This is a genomic window from Maribacter antarcticus DSM 21422 (assembly GCF_000621125.1).
GTDB lineage: Bacteria > Bacteroidota > Bacteroidia > Flavobacteriales > Flavobacteriaceae > Maribacter > Maribacter antarcticus.
In genome coordinates, this window is sequence record NZ_JHZC01000004.1 from 618,642 (window position 1) to 638,673 (window position 20,032).

Annotated in this window: 17 protein-coding genes and 1 riboswitch; of the genes, 6 read left to right on the plus strand and 11 right to left on the minus strand. The window is 39.8% G+C overall.

Annotated elements, in window-relative coordinates; genetic code table 11:
- Positions 1 to 290: 290 nt before the first annotated feature.
- The 3 genes from Q360_RS22080 to lpxD form a co-directional block, all read right to left on the minus strand.
- The gene (locus Q360_RS22080; protein WP_051554535.1) at positions 291 to 1,946 is read right to left on the minus strand and encodes a sialidase family protein; all 1,656 of its coding nucleotides are present in this window, start codon (positions 1,944 to 1,946) and stop codon (positions 291 to 293) included.
- A gap of 155 nt (positions 1,947 to 2,101) precedes the next feature.
- Positions 2,102 to 2,614 (minus strand): SRPBCC family protein, encoded by a 513-nt coding sequence (locus tag Q360_RS0102650; protein WP_027075708.1) that lies wholly within the window; start codon positions 2,612 to 2,614, stop codon positions 2,102 to 2,104.
- Positions 2,615 to 2,859: 245 nt separating this feature from the next.
- Complete coding sequence (gene lpxD, locus Q360_RS0102655) at positions 2,860 to 3,855, minus strand: UDP-3-O-(3-hydroxymyristoyl)glucosamine N-acyltransferase (protein WP_027075709.1); 996 nt, start codon at positions 3,853 to 3,855, stop codon at positions 2,860 to 2,862.
- A gap of 253 nt (positions 3,856 to 4,108) precedes the next feature.
- Here lpxD and Q360_RS0102660 point away from each other — a divergent pair, with 253 nt between their 5' ends.
- Positions 4,109 to 4,351 (plus strand): hypothetical protein, encoded by a 243-nt coding sequence (locus tag Q360_RS0102660; RefSeq protein WP_027075710.1) that lies wholly within the window; start codon positions 4,109 to 4,111, stop codon positions 4,349 to 4,351.
- A gap of 929 nt (positions 4,352 to 5,280) precedes the next feature.
- On the opposite strand, the gene gndA is transcribed toward Q360_RS0102660, so the two are convergent.
- Entirely contained in the window at positions 5,281 to 6,693 is a 1,413-nt protein-coding gene (gene gndA, locus Q360_RS0102665) for an NADP-dependent phosphogluconate dehydrogenase (protein ID WP_027075711.1), read from the minus strand.
- 177 nt (positions 6,694 to 6,870) lie between these two features.
- On the opposite strand from gndA, the gene zwf reads away from it, so the two are divergent.
- On the plus strand, positions 6,871 to 8,403 hold the full coding sequence (gene zwf, locus Q360_RS0102670; RefSeq protein ID WP_027075712.1) for a glucose-6-phosphate dehydrogenase: 1,533 nt from the start codon (positions 6,871 to 6,873) through the stop codon (positions 8,401 to 8,403).
- Positions 8,404 to 8,435: 32 nt separating this feature from the next.
- Positions 8,436 to 9,146 carry a 6-phosphogluconolactonase gene (gene pgl, locus Q360_RS0102675; protein WP_027075713.1) on the plus strand — a complete coding sequence of 237 codons (711 nt, stop codon included), beginning with the start codon at positions 8,436 to 8,438 and terminating at the stop codon, positions 9,144 to 9,146.
- Here the strand turns inward: pgl and Q360_RS0102680 are convergent.
- From Q360_RS0102680 to Q360_RS0102705, 6 genes are all read right to left on the minus strand, one after another.
- Positions 9,138 to 9,683, minus strand: a complete 546-nt coding sequence (locus tag Q360_RS0102680; protein WP_027075714.1) for an acyl-CoA thioesterase — start codon at positions 9,681 to 9,683, stop codon at positions 9,138 to 9,140. The genes pgl and Q360_RS0102680 overlap by 9 nt on opposite strands.
- Positions 9,683 to 10,048: a hypothetical protein gene (locus tag Q360_RS0102685; RefSeq protein ID WP_027075715.1), complete on the minus strand. Its 366-nt coding sequence runs from the start codon at positions 10,046 to 10,048 to the stop codon at positions 9,683 to 9,685. The genes Q360_RS0102680 and Q360_RS0102685 overlap by 1 nt, the downstream gene beginning before the upstream one ends.
- 29 nt (positions 10,049 to 10,077) lie before the next feature.
- Positions 10,078 to 11,394, minus strand: coding sequence for a DNA recombination protein RmuC (gene rmuC / locus Q360_RS0102690; RefSeq protein ID WP_027075716.1), 1,317 nt, complete (start codon positions 11,392 to 11,394; stop codon positions 10,078 to 10,080).
- A 328-nt stretch (positions 11,395 to 11,722) separates the two neighbouring features.
- Positions 11,723 to 12,499, minus strand: coding sequence for an ABC transporter ATP-binding protein (locus tag Q360_RS0102695; protein WP_036194781.1), 777 nt, complete (start codon positions 12,497 to 12,499; stop codon positions 11,723 to 11,725).
- A gap of 1 nt (position 12,500) precedes the next feature.
- Positions 12,501 to 13,535 (minus strand): FecCD family ABC transporter permease, encoded by a 1,035-nt coding sequence (locus Q360_RS0102700; RefSeq protein WP_027075718.1) that lies wholly within the window; start codon positions 13,533 to 13,535, stop codon positions 12,501 to 12,503.
- Positions 13,532 to 14,749, minus strand: a complete 1,218-nt coding sequence (locus Q360_RS0102705; RefSeq protein ID WP_084273341.1) for an ABC transporter substrate-binding protein — start codon at positions 14,747 to 14,749, stop codon at positions 13,532 to 13,534. The genes Q360_RS0102700 and Q360_RS0102705 overlap by 4 nt, the downstream gene beginning before the upstream one ends.
- 38 nt (positions 14,750 to 14,787) lie before the next feature.
- On the opposite strand from Q360_RS0102705, the gene Q360_RS26920 reads away from it, so the two are divergent.
- From Q360_RS26920 to Q360_RS22085, 3 genes are all read left to right on the plus strand, one after another.
- Positions 14,788 to 14,913, plus strand: a complete 126-nt coding sequence (locus Q360_RS26920) for a hypothetical protein (protein ID WP_262493194.1) — start codon at positions 14,788 to 14,790, stop codon at positions 14,911 to 14,913.
- Positions 14,914 to 14,916: 3 nt separating this feature from the next.
- A riboswitch (cobalamin riboswitch) is annotated at positions 14,917 to 15,212 on the plus strand.
- A gap of 31 nt (positions 15,213 to 15,243) precedes the next feature.
- A complete protein-coding gene (locus Q360_RS0102715) occupies positions 15,244 to 17,073 on the plus strand; it encodes a TonB-dependent receptor plug domain-containing protein (RefSeq protein ID WP_027075720.1) in 1,830 nt (609 codons plus the stop codon).
- Positions 17,074 to 17,075: 2 nt separating this feature from the next.
- Entirely contained in the window at positions 17,076 to 18,476 is a 1,401-nt protein-coding gene (locus Q360_RS22085; RefSeq protein WP_051554536.1) for a Calx-beta domain-containing protein, read from the plus strand.
- A gap of 74 nt (positions 18,477 to 18,550) precedes the next feature.
- On the opposite strand, the gene Q360_RS0102725 is transcribed toward Q360_RS22085, so the two are convergent.
- Positions 18,551 to 20,014, minus strand: a complete 1,464-nt coding sequence (locus Q360_RS0102725) for a S41 family peptidase (protein ID WP_027075721.1) — start codon at positions 20,012 to 20,014, stop codon at positions 18,551 to 18,553.
- Between the last annotated feature and the right edge of the window lie 18 nt (positions 20,015 to 20,032).

The window sequence follows — 20,032 nt, forward strand, 5'->3', positions numbered from 1 at the left end:
ATTTGGATTAAAAATAATGAATCGATTGGGATTTAGGGCGTAGCTAAAGTACTTTTCTCCGTTTTATCTGAATGGGGATGTGGCATCTAGAATAAAAGGAAGTCTGGCTTAAGGGTCAATATTTCCTCTAACAGGGACACCCCTTTTTAGCCTGTCTTTCAATACTTTTATGTCAAGAATGGACACAAGTCTTTTGAGATTGTAGCATACCATTAACATTGAAGCGCGGTACAGTCCTTACATTCTCTGCGGTCTTGGCTATTATTTTTATACCGTATTAACCGCTTTATTTAGTTTGTTTTTATTGATTCAATAAGGATACTGTTGCTTCTTTCATTTTTTAGAGGTAAGGCAAAATGGATATAACTAATTCCGTTAATCGTCTTGTTTTTAAGGGGTATTTTAGTATCTAATTTTTTATTATTGATGAATATCGTACAATAGCCAGTGTTAGAATTATTAACATTTGCCCATTCCAGTTTTACGTCATACCAAGTACCTATGGGTAGAAAATCTTGGGGAATTTCTATATTGAACATGGCATACTGATTTGCAACGGTATCTATTGGGTTAAACCATCTATCGTTCAAGCTAATTTGCATCCCTTTAAAGTCTTTATTTAATTTTATTTTTACCTGAACCGCTCCGCGTTGCTTAGCTGGAAAATTAAATAAAGCACCACTATTTTGGGCTACTAGTGTGGTATCCCTTTCCGCTTTTAAAAGCATGGTATTACCGAAAGGTTGATCAGGATGAGGGATTAAAAAAGCACCTGGTTTTCTGTTATAGGTGCAGTGCCCTTTTATCCCTTTAATGTACTTGTGATAAGACCATTTAGTAAGACCATTAGAAAAATCGTCATGGTATTCGGTCTCATACAACCAATTGATATCCAATTTAATTAGTGTCCTAAAATTTGGATGTTGCCCAAGGGATACGATAACCTTATTATTCCCAATATCAATAATTTCACTTTGTTGGACACTTCTATCATTACTTCCACGTTTCCCATATCGCGTAGCCATTAAACTATCGTTTCGCAAAGGATTTAAATACACTTCCCGGAAACCTTTCCATGTTTTACCATCATCATCAGAAACGGCTGCATGTAGTGCATCTCTATTGGTAAAGACATCTTCCCAATAGTCACTTTCGTGTTCAAGTTCTGGTAAGGGAGTGGTATTAGACCAAATTAACAAAATGCTTCCATTTCTGAGCCTTTGCAGCGTTGGCATTGTGATGGTTCCATAGAACCTTGAAGGAGTAGCCTTTGACCATGATTCACCGCCATCTGATGAATAGGACTCATAATGAGTATCTTGGGCAGTACGTATTAGCATCCATAACCGACCATCCTTCAATTCAATTATGGAAGGTTCTACTGCGCCATGATTCCATCTTTGTCCTTTGTGAAATCCTTTTGCTTGATGTTGTGGTACATTAACCTGATTTGATTTTTTCCAACTGAAGCCATGATCATCTGAATAATATGTTCCGCAACCATTCCTGTATTTTGTATGAAACCCAACTACTGCTCGATCACCGTTTTTAATAAATACAACAGGCTTTAACATAATAGCCCCGTTGGTATCGATTAAATTTTGTTCCCATTTACCATCAATTCCACCACTGGAACGCGCCGAATACACGCTGTCAATTCCTTTAAAAAAAAGCCGAATATACTCTCCTGTTTTGGGGCTTCTTTTTCCGTAAAGGTTTCCGTTTGCCACAGTTACGGTATCCCAACGCTGTCCGTTATCTTTGCTTGAAATGTACATGTTTTTGCCATAGTGCCTTATTTCTCCATCTTCAAGTAAGACAAGACCAGTGTAGGCATTTTGTGGTGGTGTGCCGATACTCAATGGAGGTTCAATTCCAGCACGCTGCTGAACGCAAGATGAAAGTGAACATATGGAACTTATTATAATGAAAAAGATATTTTTCATAGGGTAGCTAAGGCCCAATCTACGTTTTCGTAGGGCGATTTAAAAGTATATAATTTCGTTTAACTAAATAGCCAAAGCTTTGGCGGCGTTTATGGACTGCTTTGCTGTTTCAAAATAGCTACCAAGTGACGTATGACATATAGATGATGTTGTGTTTAGTTCTTTTCCATTGCTTTTATCTTTCTAGGGTGCGGGGTGCCATTCTCTGCATAAAATTGTAACTCCTCCATAATATCTCCTACAAACTTCCCAAACCCTATTCTAAGAAGGGGCCATAAGAGCAGTCCAAGAGGTTTGATATTTGAACGGAATTTCCAAGTCATTTCAGATTGATCATCACCGATTTCACGTAACGAAAAATCCAGCGTGTTGAATTTAACAGGGAAAAAGAAAGGAGTATTGACAAAATCAATCTGAACGGTAGCAGTTTTATTATTTTCATCATACGCCAAGAACTTTTCCGAAGCTTTCATACCTTTTTGGTTAGGACTTAGTTCACATACCCGTCCATCTGAATGGGCACCATCAAATGCCGCACCATTAGCCTGAGCATAGGAATGCGGCACTGAAGCCATCCATTTGTGCCCATCGTTAAATCCATGTGCGAATATGCCCCAGACCTTATCTGTACTTGCCTTCACTTTTTTGGTTTTTGTAAATTGTATCATAATTATTTGCGTTTATATTTTCTTCTTTCGATTAAATACAGCAAAAAATGATGTGTGAAAGCGTTAAGATAAAAGTATTTTTTTAGAATATTAATTAAACACAACAAAGGGTAAACAGTACTTTTTCACTCGCTTTATTGAAAATAAGTACTACGTACGATGCTATTAGAATAAAAAAACAAAAGAACGACACGTTACAGCTATCCGTAAGGGGTATAGATACAGGGTAACGTTTAGCAGTATATCTATTTTGTTTTTACCAATCGCCGCATAGCGACCCATTGCCGTAGCATATCTTTCGCATCTTGGGCAGGGTAGCCTAAAACACTTTTTCCTGCTGCTATATCACCAATAACCCCAGAGCCGGCACCAACCACTGCACCAGAATGTATGGTGGTATGGTCTTTTATAGAGGCACTGCCACCAATAATAACACCGTCCCCCAAAGTAACAGATCCTGCGAGACCGCTATGCCCTGCCATAATACAAGAACGGCCCATCACACTGTTGTGGGCAACTTGTACCAGGTTATCGATTTTGCAACCATCACCAACAATGGTGGAACCAAATTTAGCCCTGTCTACACAAGAGTTGGCACCGATTTCAACATAATGACCAATAATCACATTCCCGATCTGAGGAATCTTAGTCAGTCCACGACCATCCTCACTTGGTCTGTATCCGAAGCCATCTGCACCAATACTTACATTGGTATGAAAAATACAGTGGCTACCAATGATACAGCGCTCGCGTATTACGGTCCCTGACCAAACAATAGTATTGTCACCGATACGGGTTTCATCGAACACACAAACATTGGGGTACAATCTAACGCCATTTCCTAATTCAACATGGTTACCTACATAACAATTTGGACCGATTTTACAGCCTTCTCCAATTGTTGCACTTTCGTGTATGACGGCAGTAGGATGGATATCTGTTTCAAATACTGGTGGTGGCGGACTAAAAAGCTCCAATATTTTGGCCATCGCTAAATCAACATTTTTGACTTTGATAAACGCACGATTTTCGCCAAGGGCGACAGTAGGGGTAGCGCTTACCAATGCAGCACATGCTTTTGAAGCTTCCCAATACTTTGCGTATTTAGGGCTCCCAATAAAGGTGATCTGCGTATCATTCGCTTTTTGAATTTCACCAGCTCCTTCGATTTTTTGGTTGGTGGACCCTATTAATTCTCCTTTTAGAATGGTATTGATTTCGGTAATCGTGTACGATGCCATGTAATAGTTTTAGTTGTTTCGTAATTTGTTTGTAGTAAAAAAGTGCAAGCTATCTTCTTCTTTGCAATTTAATATGTTATCAGGTGGAATGCAATGGCTATTTAAAAATTATTAGTCCAGATTTTAGTCATGCCGCATATAAAAATGGTAGCACCTATTACTTGTTTCCTGTGGCTATTTGTATTCGTAGCCAAATCCTGTATTGGGAATCTTTATATGCATACTATTAGTAAATAACAGGGCAGAATGTCTTTTGAGTGACGTTGGTGCGGCTTCTGTGTATGATGTCAATTCAGCATTTGCCGGTACTATTGAGCGTGTTGAAGTGAGGGCGTTTGGATGTTTGTTAGAAGATGTTTTAGGTCTAGTTGACGAAACTGAAGTCACGAAGTACCACCGTTATACATGGCAAAAATTAATTAATGATTGTACCATTTCTGAGGTTAAATATTGCCCTAGTTTTTCTGATATTTTAGCTGAATTAAATATAGCTTAAAACGTACACTTCTGACTATATAACTGTTTATAGCGGTGCTGTTTAAATGGAGCAACCGTGGTAAAAAAGGCAGTGTAATCACTTATCCACCAATCTTTGATTGCAAAGGGTAAGGGTACTCTTTCGTAGAACTGCCCATGAAATAAATTCGTGAGCAGCAACAGCCAATATAATATTGATTATAAATCACATCATTTATTTTTAAGAATGCCTCTCCTTTTTTTAAATTGATTTGTACAAATTTGGTTACGCTTTTCCTTTATAAAAGTGATGTCTTTCAAAATTTATAGTTTGGAGGCTTCGATATTCCGTTAATTACGAGGTATATTAGGACTATGATTGCGTTGTGGAATCTTTATTAGGATTTTACAGCCTTGAGATGAAGCCGCATAAAAACAGGAATTTTCAAGCACGTAGTAGGGGAGTTATGATGTATACATGTTGTGATTATTTTTTTGATAAAGACGGTGTAAAAGCTAGCGTTCTGCTTGTGTTTAAATTGTGTAGAGAAAACTATTGGGTATAGTTCCAAAGTGCCCCACGTGTAGCTAAAATTTATCTACGCAGGACTTAGAAGTCCAAATTCCATAGGAATTTTACCGGACGGCATTACGAATTGGCTTTAAATGTAAAACGGGTATAAAATGATTGTTAAGGCATACATACATTGAGCCGCTATTCTATTGGTCAGTGCACAAAGAAAAGAGTTTGAAGAATTGCCAAATAAAACCTCTTTAGCTCCCTCTTGAAGAAAACTAATTGCATTTTGTTGCGTAGGATTTGTTGTTTGGAGATTTCCTGCGTACGCTCATAATTATAAACCCCAATGGAAAGAGAGGAATTCAAACTTAATTCATCTGGTAAGGTAATTGTCTTCATTGCGTTTTAATTCTTAGCGGGATATAGGCACTGGAACGGCCATTTATATTTTATGACTTCTCCCATTCTGTATGAAAAATACCTTCACGATCCAATCGCTCATAGGTATGAGAACCAAAGTAATCTCGTTGTGCTTGTATAAGATTCAACGGTAATCTAGCCGAAGTATACGCATCAAAATACGTAAGTGAATTGGACAGTCCAGGCAAGGGAATACCATTCGTTGCTCCATAGGCGACGACTATTCTTGCAGCCTGCACCGTGCGCTGTACTTTTTCTACAAAAGTTGGCGAGAGTAGGAGGTTGGGCAAGTCTTTATCCGCTTTAAAGGCTTCTGTAATATCCGCCAAGAGTCCTGCTCGTATGATACATCCTGCACGCCAGATTTTAGCAATGACGGCGATGTCTAGCTCGTAACCGTATTCCTTGGAGGCATCCGCTAATTGATGTAGTCCTTGCGCATAGGTAATAATAAAGGAAAAGTAAAGGGCTTGCTCCGTTAGTTTTTCTAGCTGCTCCTTGTCCATATGAGTTACCTTGGGTCGATTATAGAGTTCGTCAGCAGTAATACGTTCCTTTTTTAGCGCAGAAATCTCTCGCATACTTACCGCAATATCGATAGAGGGTATGGGAATACCCAAATCCATCGCATTCTGACTCGTCCATTTTCCAGTACCCTTTTGTTTGGCCTTATCCAGAATTTGATCTACTAATCTGCCATCCGTCAGGTCGTCTTCCTGTTCAAATATTTCAGAAGTTATCTCTACCAAAAAGGATTGTAGACGTCCTTGGTTCCATTTGGCATAGGCAGTATGTAGCTCGTCATTGGAAAAATCACCTCCTTTTTTGAGTACGTCATAGATTTCGGATGTCAGCTGCATTAATCCGTATTCAATGCCATTATGTACCATTTTCACATAGTTGCCGGCCGATTTAGGCCCCAAATACGCTACACAGGGATCTCCGTTGTATTTGGCTGAAACAGCCTCAAAAATTGGTTTTACATGTTGATACGCTTCTTTATTGCCACCAGGCATAATACTGGGGCCACGCCTAGCTCCTTTGGCTCCCCCTGAAACTCCAGCTCCAAAGAAATTAATCCCCTTGTCTTTTAAGTAAGCATCGCGCCTATCGGTATCAGTATAAAAGGAATTACCACCATCTATAATGATATCACCATCCTCCAAATGGGGCAGCAGGTTTTCGATAACGATATCCACAACCTTACCAGAAGGGACTAAAAGCATAATTTTTCTAGGTGTTGAAAGGGCTGTGGTAAAATCTTTTATATCTGTTGAAGCATTAACCTTAGCCGTATCTCCTCCTTCTGTTATCAGTGCGTTTACCTTTTCAGTATCAATGTCGTTCCCAAAAGCGGTGAATCCATTATCGGCTACATTTAGAATAAAGTTACGTCCCATAACTCCTAATCCTACTAATCCAAAATCGTATTTATTCTCCATATCTAGTTTGTTCCATGACAATGGAAATTTCTGTATTTTACAGAAAAGTTCCATTAGTTTAGATTCTTATCAATCAAAAATAAACGAAAATATCCATTTGCATCCGTAACTTGCCCTAAACTCGTTGTGAAAGCCTTTTCTTTTCAATACTTTTATATATTAATCTTTAAATACCTTATGAATAAAACAGAAAATCAAATGCTTGTTATTTTTGGAGCATCTGGAGATTTAACGGCAAGAAAACTAGTGCCTGCCCTTTTTAATCTTTACGTGGCCAAACAATTACCGGAGCATTTTATAGTGCTAGGCGCGAGCAGAAGCAACATGACTGATGCTGAATTTCGGAGTAAGGTGGTGCTGGAAAGCACCTATTTAAAGGATAGGCTTAAAGATCTGAAGCCAGAATATATAGATGCTTTTGCCAGTAAATTCTTCTATGAAGATTTAGGAGGTGCATACGATTTGGATTACGCTCCCTTGCGCAAACGTGTTGGAGATCTTAACGATTCTAATGGCACAGAAGGAAATATCATGTATTATCTTTCTACGCCGCCTACTTTGTACGAGACCATCGCAAAAAATTTAGCCGAAGCAGGGTTAAGCACTCAGAACAACGGTTGGAAACGAATGATTGTGGAAAAACCTTTTGGCTACGACTTGGAAACTGCAAAAGCGCTGAATAAGGGCTTGCAAACCCATTTTAAGGAGCATCAGATATATCGAATAGATCATTATTTAGGTAAGGAAACCGTACAGAACCTTCTGGTAACCCGTTTTGCCAACAGTATTTTTGAACCGTTGTGGAATAGGAACTACATTCATCATGTAGAAATTACGAATGCAGAAAGCGTAGGGGTCGAAAAAAGAGGAGGCTACTACGATAGCTCTGGTGCTTTGCGCGATATGTTCCAGAACCATTTGTTACAGATTGTTTCCTTGATTGTGATGGAACCACCCATTGGTGACCAACCAGAGGAAATACGTAATGAAAAGGTAAAGGCTTTAAAATCGCTTCGGATTATGAAAGATTATAAAACCTTGCATGACCATACCATACGAGCTCAATACGTGGGAGCAGAAATTAATGGAGAAACCATGAAAGGGTATCGGGAAGAGGACGGAGTAGCAAAAGATTCCCTAACCGAAACCTATGCCGCCATTAAATTCTTTGTAGATAATTGGCGCTGGAAAGATGTTCCTTTTTACGTGAGAACGGCGAAAAGGATGCCAACCAAAGTTACCGAGGTTGTGATTCACTTTAAATCGCCGCACCATCAGATATTTCAAGACACCGGAATGCACAATAAGGACAATAAGTTGATTATTCGTATTCAGCCCGATGAGGGGATTTTGGTGAAGTTTGGGGTAAAAGTACCTGGGCAGGGCTTTAAGGTAGAGCGGGCAAATCTTGATTTCTACTATTCTAGCTTGACAGAGACCCATGTAATGCAAGCCTATGAGCGCTTATTATTGGATGCTATGCAAGGTGATGCCACGTTATATGCCCGTGCAGACGAAGTAGAGGCGGCTTGGGAGTTTGTAAATCCTATTTTGGACTATTGGAAAAACGGAAAGGATGTATGCATGTACGGGTATGCATCTGGAGTTTGGGGCCCCGAAAATGCGGATGAGTTAATCGATGGAATTGGTTTTTGGAGAAATCCTGGACCTAACTTGACCGACGATCCTGGTTTTTGTGTGCTTACTTAACGCGTTAGAATGTACATTACAATTAAAAAACTATGAAAACTAAGATATATAAAGATAAACAAGAAGTTGCTCAACGCTTTGCTTCCTATTTTGCCAATCTGGTAAACGATTATGGGACATTTCATGTAGCGCTGTCTGGCGGTAGTACCCCTAAACTTATTTTTGATGTGCTGGCCGACCAGTATGGCGATACAATTGATTGGTCTCAAATCCATTTTTATTGGGGAGACGAGCGTTGTGTTTTGCCAACGGACGAGCAGAGCAATTTTAAAATGACCCAAGACCATTTATTCTCAAAAATAAAGGTGCAGAAAGAAAATATACACCGCGTGCTTGGTGAAAACCAGCCTACGGGCGAAGCGATGCGCTATGCAAATCTGTTAGAAATTAATTTGGATAGGGTAGCTAATATTCCTCAATTCGATTTAGTGCTTCTAGGTATGGGTGATGACGGACATACCGCTTCTATCTTTCCGCATGAGATGGAATTATGGAATTCGGAAGACCACTGTGTGGTCGCCACCCATCCAGATTCTGGTCAAAAACGGGTATCGATTAACGGCAAGGTCATAAACAGGGCAAAAGAGGTCATCTTTTTGGTAACCGGCGATACCAAGGCAGAAAAGGTTAAAGAAATACACCAACAAGAAAGCGACTATAAAAAATACCCTGCTTCTTTGGTGCAACCGGAGACAGGAAAGCTCACTTGGTTTTTGGATGCATCTGCAGCGGCATTACTTTAGGTCTAGCTGTATGTTTTCATCCTTGAGGAAGTCGGAATATTCCTTAATCTTAAAGTTTTTAGCGTCGTATTTAGAATCTCGATGAAACGCAGATAGCTTGCGTTCTTTGCTTCGGGCAAAGCGGCGCATTCCTTCGTTGTCTTTAATAATGAGTCCAGGTATTTTTAGGTTTTTTCCTTTTTCATCTTTTGCCACCATAGTAAAATAGGAGGAGTTACAATGCCTTTTTTCCCCGGTAATTATATTTTCCGCTTCTACGCGTACTCCAACGACCATGGATGTTCTTCCAGTGTAGTTAATGGAAGCTTTTAGCGTAAGTAAATCGCCCACATCTACCGGATTAAGAAAATCTACACGATTTACAGATGCGGTAACACAGTAGCTTTGTGAGTGCTTGCTAGAACAGGCAAATGCAATTTGATCCATTAAGTTTAGAATGTATCCACCATGTACTTTTCCTCCAAAGTTGGAGTGTGTGGGTCGCATAAGTTCCGTTATGGAGACTTTAGAATCGTTTGCGTTTTTATATTTTACCATTAGTTTCTAAAATGTGGGGACCGCTCCTGTTTAACATCGGTTACAAAGTACTTCGTATCCCCAAGCCAAATGAAGGTAGCGTAGCGCTCCGTGTAACTCACTTTTACATACTGCCCTTGGTATTCTTGTAGTTTTTCAATGACCTTAGCGTCTTTATCCAAAACGGAGAAAGAAAAAATTTGTGCTCCAGATATTCCCTGGCTAATTTCTCCCTCCCAAGTTTTTATAAGAACCCCTTTGTGGCTTACCTTAATAAGTTCACCAGAGCGTACGCCCTCGCTATACGGTACAAAATAGATAAATGCGTAGTAAAGTGCCATTAACGCCAATACACTGGCTATGAATAGGAATAGTATTTTTTTCATGTTTTATTTTTAATTGAGAAGTTTCAAAATTAATCTTCTTTTGCTTTCTTCAGTAGTTTTTGAGGTATCGATTTTTTAGCCTTGGCCCCCATTTGTTTTAGTTTTTCTATGCGAGTAACAATATTTCCTTGCCCATGGGTTAGTTTATTCATAGCACCGCTATATTCTGATTTTGCTTCATCTAATTTTTTTCCCACCTTGTCAAGGTCGGTTACAAAGCCTTCAAATTTATCGTACAGGGCACCGGCTTGTCTTGCAATTTCAATGGCGTTGCGTTGTTGTTTTTCATTATTCCACATACTATCGATGGTACGTAGGGTAGCGAGTAGGGTAGCAGGGGTCACAATAACAATATTCTGCTCAAAAGCTTTGTTGTACAAGGAATTATCTTGATTGATGGCCACGGCAAAAGCAGGTTCTATGGGTATAAAGAGTAGCACAAAGTCCGGACTTTCCATAGCATACAAATCTTCATATTTTTTTGCAGATAACTGTTCTACATGCCTTCGAAGCGAATTAATATGATCCTTTAGATGTTTTGGTTTGAATTCCTCCTCGCTATTTACATAACGCTCATAATCTGTGAGTGAAACTTTGGAATCTACTACCATTTTTTTACCGTCTGGTAGGTTGATGATGACATCGGGTAACACGCGAGAACCGTCTTCCCGTTGAAAGCTTTGTTGAACGGAATATTCTCGGTCTTTCTCTAAGCCCGATTTTTCAAGAACCCGTTCCAATACCAGTTCGCCCCAATTTCCCTGCATTTTGCTATCGCCCTTCAACGCCTTGGTTAGGTTTTTAGCTTCTTGTGTAATTTTAATATTCTGATTTTGAAGATGTAATAGCTGTTCCTTTAAAGCGGAATGTATGCTGATGTTTTCCTTTTGGCCATCCTCTACTCTTTTCTCGAATAATTGTATTTTTTCCTGTAGGGGACTCAATATCTGCTTGATATTCCTTTGATTTTGTTCCGTAAACTTAGCGCTGTTTTGGTCTAGTATTTTATTGGCGAGGTTTTCAAACTCTTTTGTGAATTTTTCTTGTAGCTGGGTAGTTTCCTGTTTTTGTTCGGTATTTAAGCGGTTTAAATTATCGTTGATGCCTTCCAAGCGCACAATTTTTTGACCTAATAATTCTTTTTCTAACTGTGCTTGTTTGAGTTCCGCACCGGTTGTTGCTAGTCGGTTTTTGAAGTCTTGTGTTGCTGTATTCCATTGCTGCTCGCGCTCCTTCCAAATAGCCTTAATGGAACTGGTCTTTAGCTTTTGCAGGTATGTCCCTAACAGTACGCCTAAACCAATGGAAAGTAATGCGATGATTAAATAAATAAATTCAGTATTCATGAAATATATTGATAGGATAAAGATAGGGGTTTTGCATTTTGTGGGGTCTAAGTTATGTAATGGGTAGTGTGTTTTATATTTCCCTCTTCATAAGGAGGGACTGTGGGAGGTATTGGTCTGGCTATTGGCGTGGTTTCAACAATGGTATGAGTTTCATACACCCCTTAATCCCCTCTTTAAAGAGGGGGAACGCTCCATTATACTATGAGTTTCAAATTTAAACTACAATACCTTTCCATATCCTAGGGTAGGAGCTACTGTTATGAAATAAACGGAACATAATTCGAAGCTATGGCAATAAGGATTGAGGTAACGGCAACGAACTAAGTTATTTCTTCACCTTAAAAGAACCTGTTAAAGCGTCAAATATAATCATATCTGCAGGGAAAAGCTGTTCAAAAGAACCGCTTTCGATAAGTTCGCAAGGCTGTCCGAAGGGATTTTCAATGCCATCCAAAATTAATATCTTATCACACAGCTGAATGGCTAAATCTATTTCGTGTGTGGTAAATAGCACTGTTTTTTGATAGGTTTTAGCCAGTTGCTTTAGGAGCTTTAAAATCTGTACTTTGTGATAGAGGTCTAGATGCGTGGTAGGTTCATCCAATAGAATTAAAGGGGTGTCCTGAGCCATAGCACGAGCTATAAGTACACGTTGTAACTGACCGTCACTCAACTCATGACATTTTTTATGTTGTAGGTCTTTTAAATCCAGTTGCTGTAAACAGTTTTCAATCTGTCTTTTGTCTTGTTGCGTAAGGGTTCCCAACCAATTTGTATACGGTAAGCGCCCTAAGGCAATCAACTCTAGCACTGTTAGGTTCTTTGAAGCGATAGGTTCAGTAAGTACGACACTAATTTGGGAAGCTAATGCTAGCGTTTTGTAAGATGATAGCTCTTTACCGTTAATTTTAATCGTTCCCGATAGTTTTGGCTGCACTTTCCCCAGTGTGCGCAATAACGTAGATTTCCCTATACCGTTTACACCAACAATAGCACAAAGTCCTCCAGCGTTTAAATCAAAATTAATATGCGCTGCTATTACTGCAGATTTATATCCAATGGCTAGTTCCTTTACAGCGATGGTAGGTGGGGTTTTTTTCATATCAAAAAATCATTTTTCGTTTTCTGATTAAGAGCCAAATCACTACCGGCGCACCTACGATGGAGGTAATTGCATTAATGGGAAGTACGCTTGCCGAGTTGGGTAATTGCGCGATGGTATCGCAGAGTAGCATTAAAATGGCACCATAAAGAAAAACAGCAGGTAATAAAATACGGTGCTCCATAGTTTTAAATAATTGCCGGGTTAAATGGGGAACAGCAAGCCCTACAAAAGCAATGGGGCCGGCAAAAGCGGTGATGCCACCTGCCAAGAGTCCAGTTGCTATAATAATCATTAATCGAGATTTTTTTAAGGCTACCCCCAAACTTTTGGCGTAATTCTCACCCAATAAAAAGGCATTCAAGTTTTTTAGTGATAAGGTACTAATCAGAAGTCCGATAAAAACGATGCTCGTTAATAAGAGCACTTGTGACCATGATAAACTACCCACTGATCCATAAGACCAAAATATAAAGCGTTGTAATTGTTCCGCATCGGAAAAATAGGCCAATACGCTCACGATTGCTGCGGTGATACTGCCGAACATAAGTCCGATAATCAGTAGCGCCATGGTGTCCTTTATTCGGTTGGCGACTAACATCACAACCGCCAACACCAAAAAGCTTCCTAAGCTTGAGGCAATAGCCAAGGAGACGTCGTTTATCAACTCAAACGCTGCGAAACCTGATAATACCGAACCGCCCATAAGTAGCAGTGCCGCGCCAAGACTTGCACCTGAACTTATCCCCAAGACAAACGGACCAGCCAATGGATTTCGGAACAAGGTTTGCATCAAAAGTCCACTTACCGCTAAGCCACCGCCTACTAACATAGCCGTAATAGCTTTAGGCAAGCGATACTCCAAAATAATGTACTTCCAAGAAGGGGTGCCAATTTCTCCTCCAAACAAAGCCTTTAAGGTAGCTTGGAACGGGATAGCTACACTTCCTGAACTTATATTCAATAGTATCGCCAACAGCAGCGCAACAAAAAGTGCTATGAACCAAATGCTATATGACGTGCTGCGGTTGTTCATTTTAGGGGTTTAAAAAAGAAGGGGGTGTATTCTGGCAACAATTCCGGATGGAAAATGCGCACTAAATCCTTAAGAATCATATCAGGTCTTTGAGGCCCTAATTCGTAAAAAAGCAGCCCTCCTGTAGGTCCGGTTGTGGCGGAAAAGGTGTATATATTTTGATTTTTAAACGCTATAAATTCTTTGTAGTGTGTATTTGATGTCGACATTTCTTCATACCCTTTAAACTGGGAGGGAGAAATCCAAAATTGGGCTGCTTGGCCTTTTTCCAAGACCGATTCCAAACTAAGGGAGAGGCTTCCTGTTCCTTTGGTGTCGGACCAAAGGTAGTGTGCATTGGCATCTGTTATAAATTGAGCAGCCCAACTTTCTCCGGCGGGTAGGTACCAAATATCTTTGTATAAAGCGCCACTAAGTACCGTTGGTTTTTTACTTGCTTGCACCGCTAATTTTTTTATCTTTTTGTAATCGGCTTCAATTTCATTGAATAGCTGTTCGGCTCGTTTTTGCTTGTTTAAAAGCACACCAAAAAACTTTATCCATTCTGCTTTTCCTAAAGGGGTTTTCTCCGTCCAATCTCCATTAAATAAAACGGGTATGCCTGATTTTTGTAGTAGCTCATACGCGGCATTGTTACTGTCCATCGCAAAACCGACGATAGCATCAGGCTGCATTTCGAGAACCATTTCGGTATTTAAGATTTCATTATTCCCCAACTCCTTAATTTTACCCTCTGAAATCAATTGCCTAGCGGGCATGGAAGAAATGTACTGGGTATCTGGAAACCCTGTCAACCTATCCAACCCACCTAAGGCTTCCAAAGCTGGAATATGGGTTGTGGAAGTAACTACGAGGTTTTCTACCGGAGTGCCTATTATGGCATCATAGTTTCCTTTAGGAGGAGGGTTTGCTTCCAAATCTTTCTTGGGAACAAAAGCATAGGTAAAACTTTGGTTTGCATTGGGCCAAGGGTTGGTAACGGTAACTATGGGGAAATCTCCGTCATTATCAATTGCAAAGCCTAGTGCATGTGATACAATGGTGGTCTGCTGTTCCCCTGTATTTCTAACTAGAGGCTTTTTATCACTTTTACACGAAACGGAGACGAGCAGATAACTGAAGCAAATAACAAGGGTAAAACGTTTCAATTGGGTCGTATTAGGGCAAGGAAAATCCTCAAGTTCAATTGCAAAGTAACAAAAGTCATTTTTCATGGATTGTGCATACGGTAATTTTGTTTAAAATAAATAATATGCGAAGCGATTCTACGGCTCTTATGTTTAGTATCGATAACGTTATTTTGTTGCAGTTTGTAGTAGGGTTTAACTATTTAGCCTTTAAAATGAGTAAGAAAAAGGAAGATAGCGTAGTGAATTAGGTTACTTTTGTATTGGATTTAGGTTCGCATAAGATGGTTTTATGTGATTAAAAGGGAATCCGGTAAATCAAATCACGAGATACGACTTTAGAAGTATACATTTTTACTTCAATTTAAAATCAGAACTCGTAATAGGATAATTCCGGAGCTGTTCCCGCAACTGTAAGTATATACTGATATTTATTGGTATCCCATTCTCAGAATGGGTTGTCCTTTCTTCATGCCACTGTCCCGAAAGGGATGGGAAGGTTAGGGAACAAAATACAAGCCAGGAGACCTGCCAGATTCATAATAAAAAACGATAAACCTTCGGGATAAAGGTTTACGGGTATGAAAAAACGCAGGTACACCATATTGTTACTATTGTCCGTAGTGTGGCAAGCAGCCGCCCAAGATTTGCCTATGCAAAAATTGGACGAGGTTGTTGTGTCCGATATGCGTCTAAAACGATATGCGGACGGGCATAAGCTTACCGTGCTTCAAGACAGTATAATTAAACGCAATGGGCTTTTTCTTACCGCTTTGCTCAGTTTTAATTCCAATATCTACTTTAAGGAAAATGGTTTGGGCATGGTAGCGTCCCCAGCGTTTCGCGGAACCAATGCTTCACATACCGCCGTAGTTTGGAACGGCATCAATATCAATTCCCAATTGAACGGGCAGGTAGATTTTAATACGGTAAATCCTTTTAATTATAGTTCTGTAGCTATTCGAAGCGGTGGTGGTAGCGTGCAGTTTGGTACCGGGGCCATTGGCGGGTCGGTGCATTTGAACAACGATTTAAGCTTTGAAAAGCATCTAGACCACCAAGTGTTTATAGGGTATGGAAGTTTTGATACGCGCAGCATCAACTACAACAACAGCTTTGGCACCGGCAGATGGTCTAGCAGTATTGGTGTAAATTATAATAGTTCCGATAACGACTACCGCTATTTGGAAACCGATGAACGGAATGTCAATGGCGCCTTTGAGCATATTAATATAAATGCGAATGCAGGTTATATCCTCAACGATAAAAACGTAATTCGTTTATACCACCAGCGTTTTATTGGCGACCGAAACCTATCTGGTAATCTGGTAGCTCCGGGTCGCAGTAGGTATGAAGACCTCCAGAACCGAACCCAATTGGAGTGGTCCAATTTTGGAAGAAATACGATTAATAGGTTAAAAGTGGCCCATTTACACGAAGCGTTCAAGTACTACGAAAATAAGGATTCCGATACGTTTTCGGACGGACGAGTCACTACATTTCTTGCCCGTTACACTACGGATGTAAAATTGTCGGATGCTTTTCGGCTTAATTCTTTTTTGGAATATAACAACTTTAGTGCCAATGGCAGCAGTTTTGGCACACCACAACGAAACGATTTAGCGCTAACCGCCGTTTTGAAACATACCATAAATACGAAGGCACGATACAACCTTAGCGCACGACAAGATGTTTCTTCGGATTTTTCTGCACCCTTGGTTTTTGCTTGGGCCGGAAGTTATGATTTTAGTACATGGTATCAGTTGCAATTGAATGCTTCCCGTAATTTTCGCATGCCCACGTTCAATGATTTGTATTGGCAGCCCGGTGGTAATTTGGACTTAGAACCGGAAAACTCCTATCAGTTGGATTTGGGGCATCAAGTTCAAGTTGGTAAACTATCCTTCAATCTAAATACCTATTATATCGAAACAAAAGATATGATTCGTTGGTTGCCCAACACTAGCGGATTTTGGGCACCAACCAATGTAGATGCTGTTCAAATTTATGGTGCGGAGGCAGAGCTGGCCTTTAAAACACCCATCGGAAAAGAACAAGAAATCGAGTTTAGAACCAATTACGCGTACACAGTCTCCGAAGATAAGGCAAGTCAAGAGCAGCTTATCTATGTTCCATTTCATAGGGCCAATGCATCCCTTGCCTATAGCTTTGGCGATCTAGGTCTGTTTTATCAACAGCTGTACAACGGATCTGTTTCAATTATCGGAGGGGAATTGGAAGGGTATCAGGTGGCGAATACCGGACTTACCTACACCTTAAAAACCCAGAGCAGTTTGCAATACCGTTTTGGCTTAACGGTGAACAATCTTTTTAATACGTATTACGAAAATATCGCCTTACGACCGATGCCTAACAGAAATATTCAAACCCAAGTAGTTTTAAATTTTTAGATATGAGAATAAATAAATTAGTGATGATTGCGGCAGTGGCCGGAGTCCTTTTTACCGGATGTACCGATGATGACACGCCAGCTGCTTTGCCAGGTGTGGGTGTTTCCTTGGTTCAAGAATCTGTAGGGGAGGACGTAGGTACGGTTTCCTTGTTATTTAACACTATGAATACCTTTGATACCGATGTAGAATTGATTTATGAGCTAAGCGGGACAGCAACCGCTGATACAGATTATACTGCACTCCAAGGTACTTTGGTCTTAGAAGCCGGAGCTAATTCCGTTAACCAAAACCTATTTATTATTGACGATGCCGAGGTAGAAACAGATGAAGAGTTAATTGTTACCCTTACGTCTGTTAATGGTGAAACGGAATTTATTTCTAGCAATAGTTCAGCAACCTTAACAATTACTGATAATGATTCCTTTGCCTATGAAAATGGAATTTTAGTGCTGCACGAGGGTAATTTCTTTGGCGGAAATGCTTCGGTTTCTTATATAACTGAAGATTTGTCTACCACCACAAACAATATATTTAGTGGCGTAAATGATGCTGCTTTAGGTGATGTTGGTCAAAGTATGGGGTTCAACGGTGACCTTGCCTATATCGTCGTTAACAATTCACAGAAAATTGAAGTAGTCAATCGATTTACATTTGAGTTGGTAGGTACTATTGATACTGGACTTTTGAATCCGCGTAATATTGCTTTTACAAAAGGAAAGGGGTATGTGACCAACTGGGGAGATGGTACCGATGCTACCGATGATTTTGTGGCGCTTATCAATTTAGAAAGTTTTACAGTGGAGGATACCTATTCGGTTCCTGAAGGCCCAGAAGCTATTGTAGCCACGGAGGACTATATTTACGTTGCCCATCAAGGAGGGTTTGGTCAGAATAATATCGTTACTGTTATAAACGCCAATACCAATACCTTGGACAGCTCGATTACAGTGGCGGATAGACCAAACTCCATGCAGTTAATAGATGGTGCTTTATGGGTGCTCTCCGGGGGTAATCCTTCTTGGACAGGCAATGAAACTGCTGGGCAGTTGGATAAAATCGATACTGTAACAAATAGTATTGAAACCACCTTTGCCTTTACACAAACAGAACACCCAGGAAACCTTTCGGTAGATGGTGCTAATTTATATTATTTGATGAGCGGAAACGTGTTTAACATGAATGTATCCGACACCGAATTACCTGCAACTGGTGTTGTTAATGGCGTTAGTTTTTATGATATGACCGTAAACAACGGAAAATTATACGGGGTAGATGCAAAGGATTTTGCAAGTAACGGTTCTTTGGAAATTTATGACCTTGGCTCCAACACCTTGGACGTTTCCTTAGAAGTTTCTATTATTCCAGGTGCGATTTACTTTAATGGTGGGTTTGAGTTTTAATTAGGCTTTAATTTCGGTAATAAAAAAAGGAGCATGGTTTACATGCTCCTTTTTTTATATAATTCATTCAGGTATCAATAATGCGTATCATCTATCATTCGGTCGCTTAAAGGACCGAACATTTTTGAGCTACTTATAATATTTGCAGGTGTTTTAACCGTAAAGTCTCGTTTGCCCGTACCAGCGGTTATTTCTTGTATGGCCCTTGCTAATAGGGGTTCATTTAGGTCGCCTAAAGTTCCTAAATTTTCTAAATCTTCCTTCAATTGAACGTCAGGAACTAGACCATCCGTAAAGTCTGAAAAACCTTCTGCGTTTTCGTTACGTCCTAATAAGGGTTGTATGGCCCATTGTACCTCTGGGTTTATCTTATTTATTCTTGAAGGCGTATATAAATATGAGTTTTCACGGTCGTCTACTAGTGTAGTGGAAAATTCGTTTTTTCCTCGGGTTACATCCCCAATTTGTATCACATCCATATAAGGTTCTAGAGAATTAATTAATAACTCACTGGCGGAAGCAGAGCTGGCAGAGGTAAGTACATACAATTTGCTTAACCCTAGCGAGTTTATAGTTTGGTTTCCCACTTTATCAGTAAAGTAAACTTCCAACCTGTCCTTACTAAACTCAGTCTGTAACTTCTCATTGTATCGTTTTCTTAGAAATAGATCTTCCGTATTGGTGCCGTAAATTATACTAGCCAATAAGCGTGTGGTATTTACAGACCCTCCAGGGTTGTACCTGAGGTCCATAACAAGATTTGTAATACCTGCCGATTTTAGTGCTTCAATGGCAGCATAGAGCTCGTCATCGTACTCGTTTGTAAACTGGTTGTACATAAGGTACCCAATATTCTCCCCATTTATTTCAAATGATTTTGAAATAAAAACGGGGTTTTCGGATAAGGCCTCTTCTTTGGTAAGTGATACTTCTTTTCCGTTAGCAGCTACCTCACCATCAACAAATTCTGCCATATTTAGGGTATACATGTTGTTTTGGCCAAAAAGCAATGCTCTATAGTTGTCAATGTTTAGCACTTGTCCGTCAACTCCAGTAAATAGTTCTCCTCTTTGGATATCCACCGTAGTTGCATTTGAACCGGGAATAATATAGCGTACAAATCCAAAAATATTCTGGCTATCCTGAAACCTGACCAAGCCAAATTCCAAACCATTGCTTCTAGAAATTCCGGAAAGCGATTGTGTAAGTACGGTATAATCTTCGTTGTAAAAACTAAAGCGATCTTGAATAAATTGTAACTTATTTTCAAAGAAGGCAGCGGGATTGTCTTCGGAATCTAAAAACGCAGTGTATTCCAAGCGTCCTGCATTTGTATTGGTAAAACGGTCGTCTGCCAAATCCTCTACCTCTGCTTGCCAAAAGTACCAGAAATTCATTGCTTTCCACATAAAATCCTGAACCTCTACTCCTGCGTCAGGGCTTGGATTCACGGTCCCAGGGATATTCAAGTCACTATCCTTGGAGCAGGAAATAACCATTAAGAATACGAGTCCTACGATAACATTTAATCTTTTCATATATGGTAAATTTTATGT

Coding starts and splice junctions, on each gene's coding strand:
- gndA (WP_027075711.1), bottom strand. CDS start 6,693: ATGGAGAATAAATACGATTTTGGATTAGTAGGATTAGGAGTTATGGGA.
- Q360_RS26920 (WP_262493194.1), top strand. CDS start 14,788: ATGCGAAGCGATTCTACGGCTCTTATGTTTAGTATCGATAACGTTATT.
- Q360_RS22080 (WP_051554535.1), bottom strand. CDS start 1,946: ATGAAAAATATCTTTTTCATTATAATAAGTTCCATATGTTCACTTTCA.
- Q360_RS0102700 (WP_027075718.1), bottom strand. CDS start 13,535: ATGAACAACCGCAGCACGTCATATAGCATTTGGTTCATAGCACTTTTT.
- Q360_RS0102725 (WP_027075721.1), bottom strand. CDS start 20,014: ATGAAAAGATTAAATGTTATCGTAGGACTCGTATTCTTAATGGTTATT.
- zwf (WP_027075712.1), top strand. CDS start 6,871: ATGAATAAAACAGAAAATCAAATGCTTGTTATTTTTGGAGCATCTGGA.
- lpxD (WP_027075709.1), bottom strand. CDS start 3,855: ATGGCATCGTACACGATTACCGAAATCAATACCATTCTAAAAGGAGAA.
- Q360_RS0102695 (WP_036194781.1), bottom strand. CDS start 12,499: ATGAAAAAAACCCCACCTACCATCGCTGTAAAGGAACTAGCCATTGGA.
- Q360_RS0102685 (WP_027075715.1), bottom strand. CDS start 10,048: ATGAAAAAAATACTATTCCTATTCATAGCCAGTGTATTGGCGTTAATG.
- pgl (WP_027075713.1), top strand. CDS start 8,436: ATGAAAACTAAGATATATAAAGATAAACAAGAAGTTGCTCAACGCTTT.
- Q360_RS22085 (WP_051554536.1), top strand. CDS start 17,076: ATGAGAATAAATAAATTAGTGATGATTGCGGCAGTGGCCGGAGTCCTT.
- Q360_RS0102650 (WP_027075708.1), bottom strand. CDS start 2,614: ATGATACAATTTACAAAAACCAAAAAAGTGAAGGCAAGTACAGATAAG.
- Q360_RS0102680 (WP_027075714.1), bottom strand. CDS start 9,683: ATGGTAAAATATAAAAACGCAAACGATTCTAAAGTCTCCATAACGGAA.
- Q360_RS0102715 (WP_027075720.1), top strand. CDS start 15,244: ATGAAAAAACGCAGGTACACCATATTGTTACTATTGTCCGTAGTGTGG.
- rmuC (WP_027075716.1), bottom strand. CDS start 11,394: ATGAATACTGAATTTATTTATTTAATCATCGCATTACTTTCCATTGGT.
- Q360_RS0102705 (WP_084273341.1), bottom strand. CDS start 14,749: ATGAAAAATGACTTTTGTTACTTTGCAATTGAACTTGAGGATTTTCCT.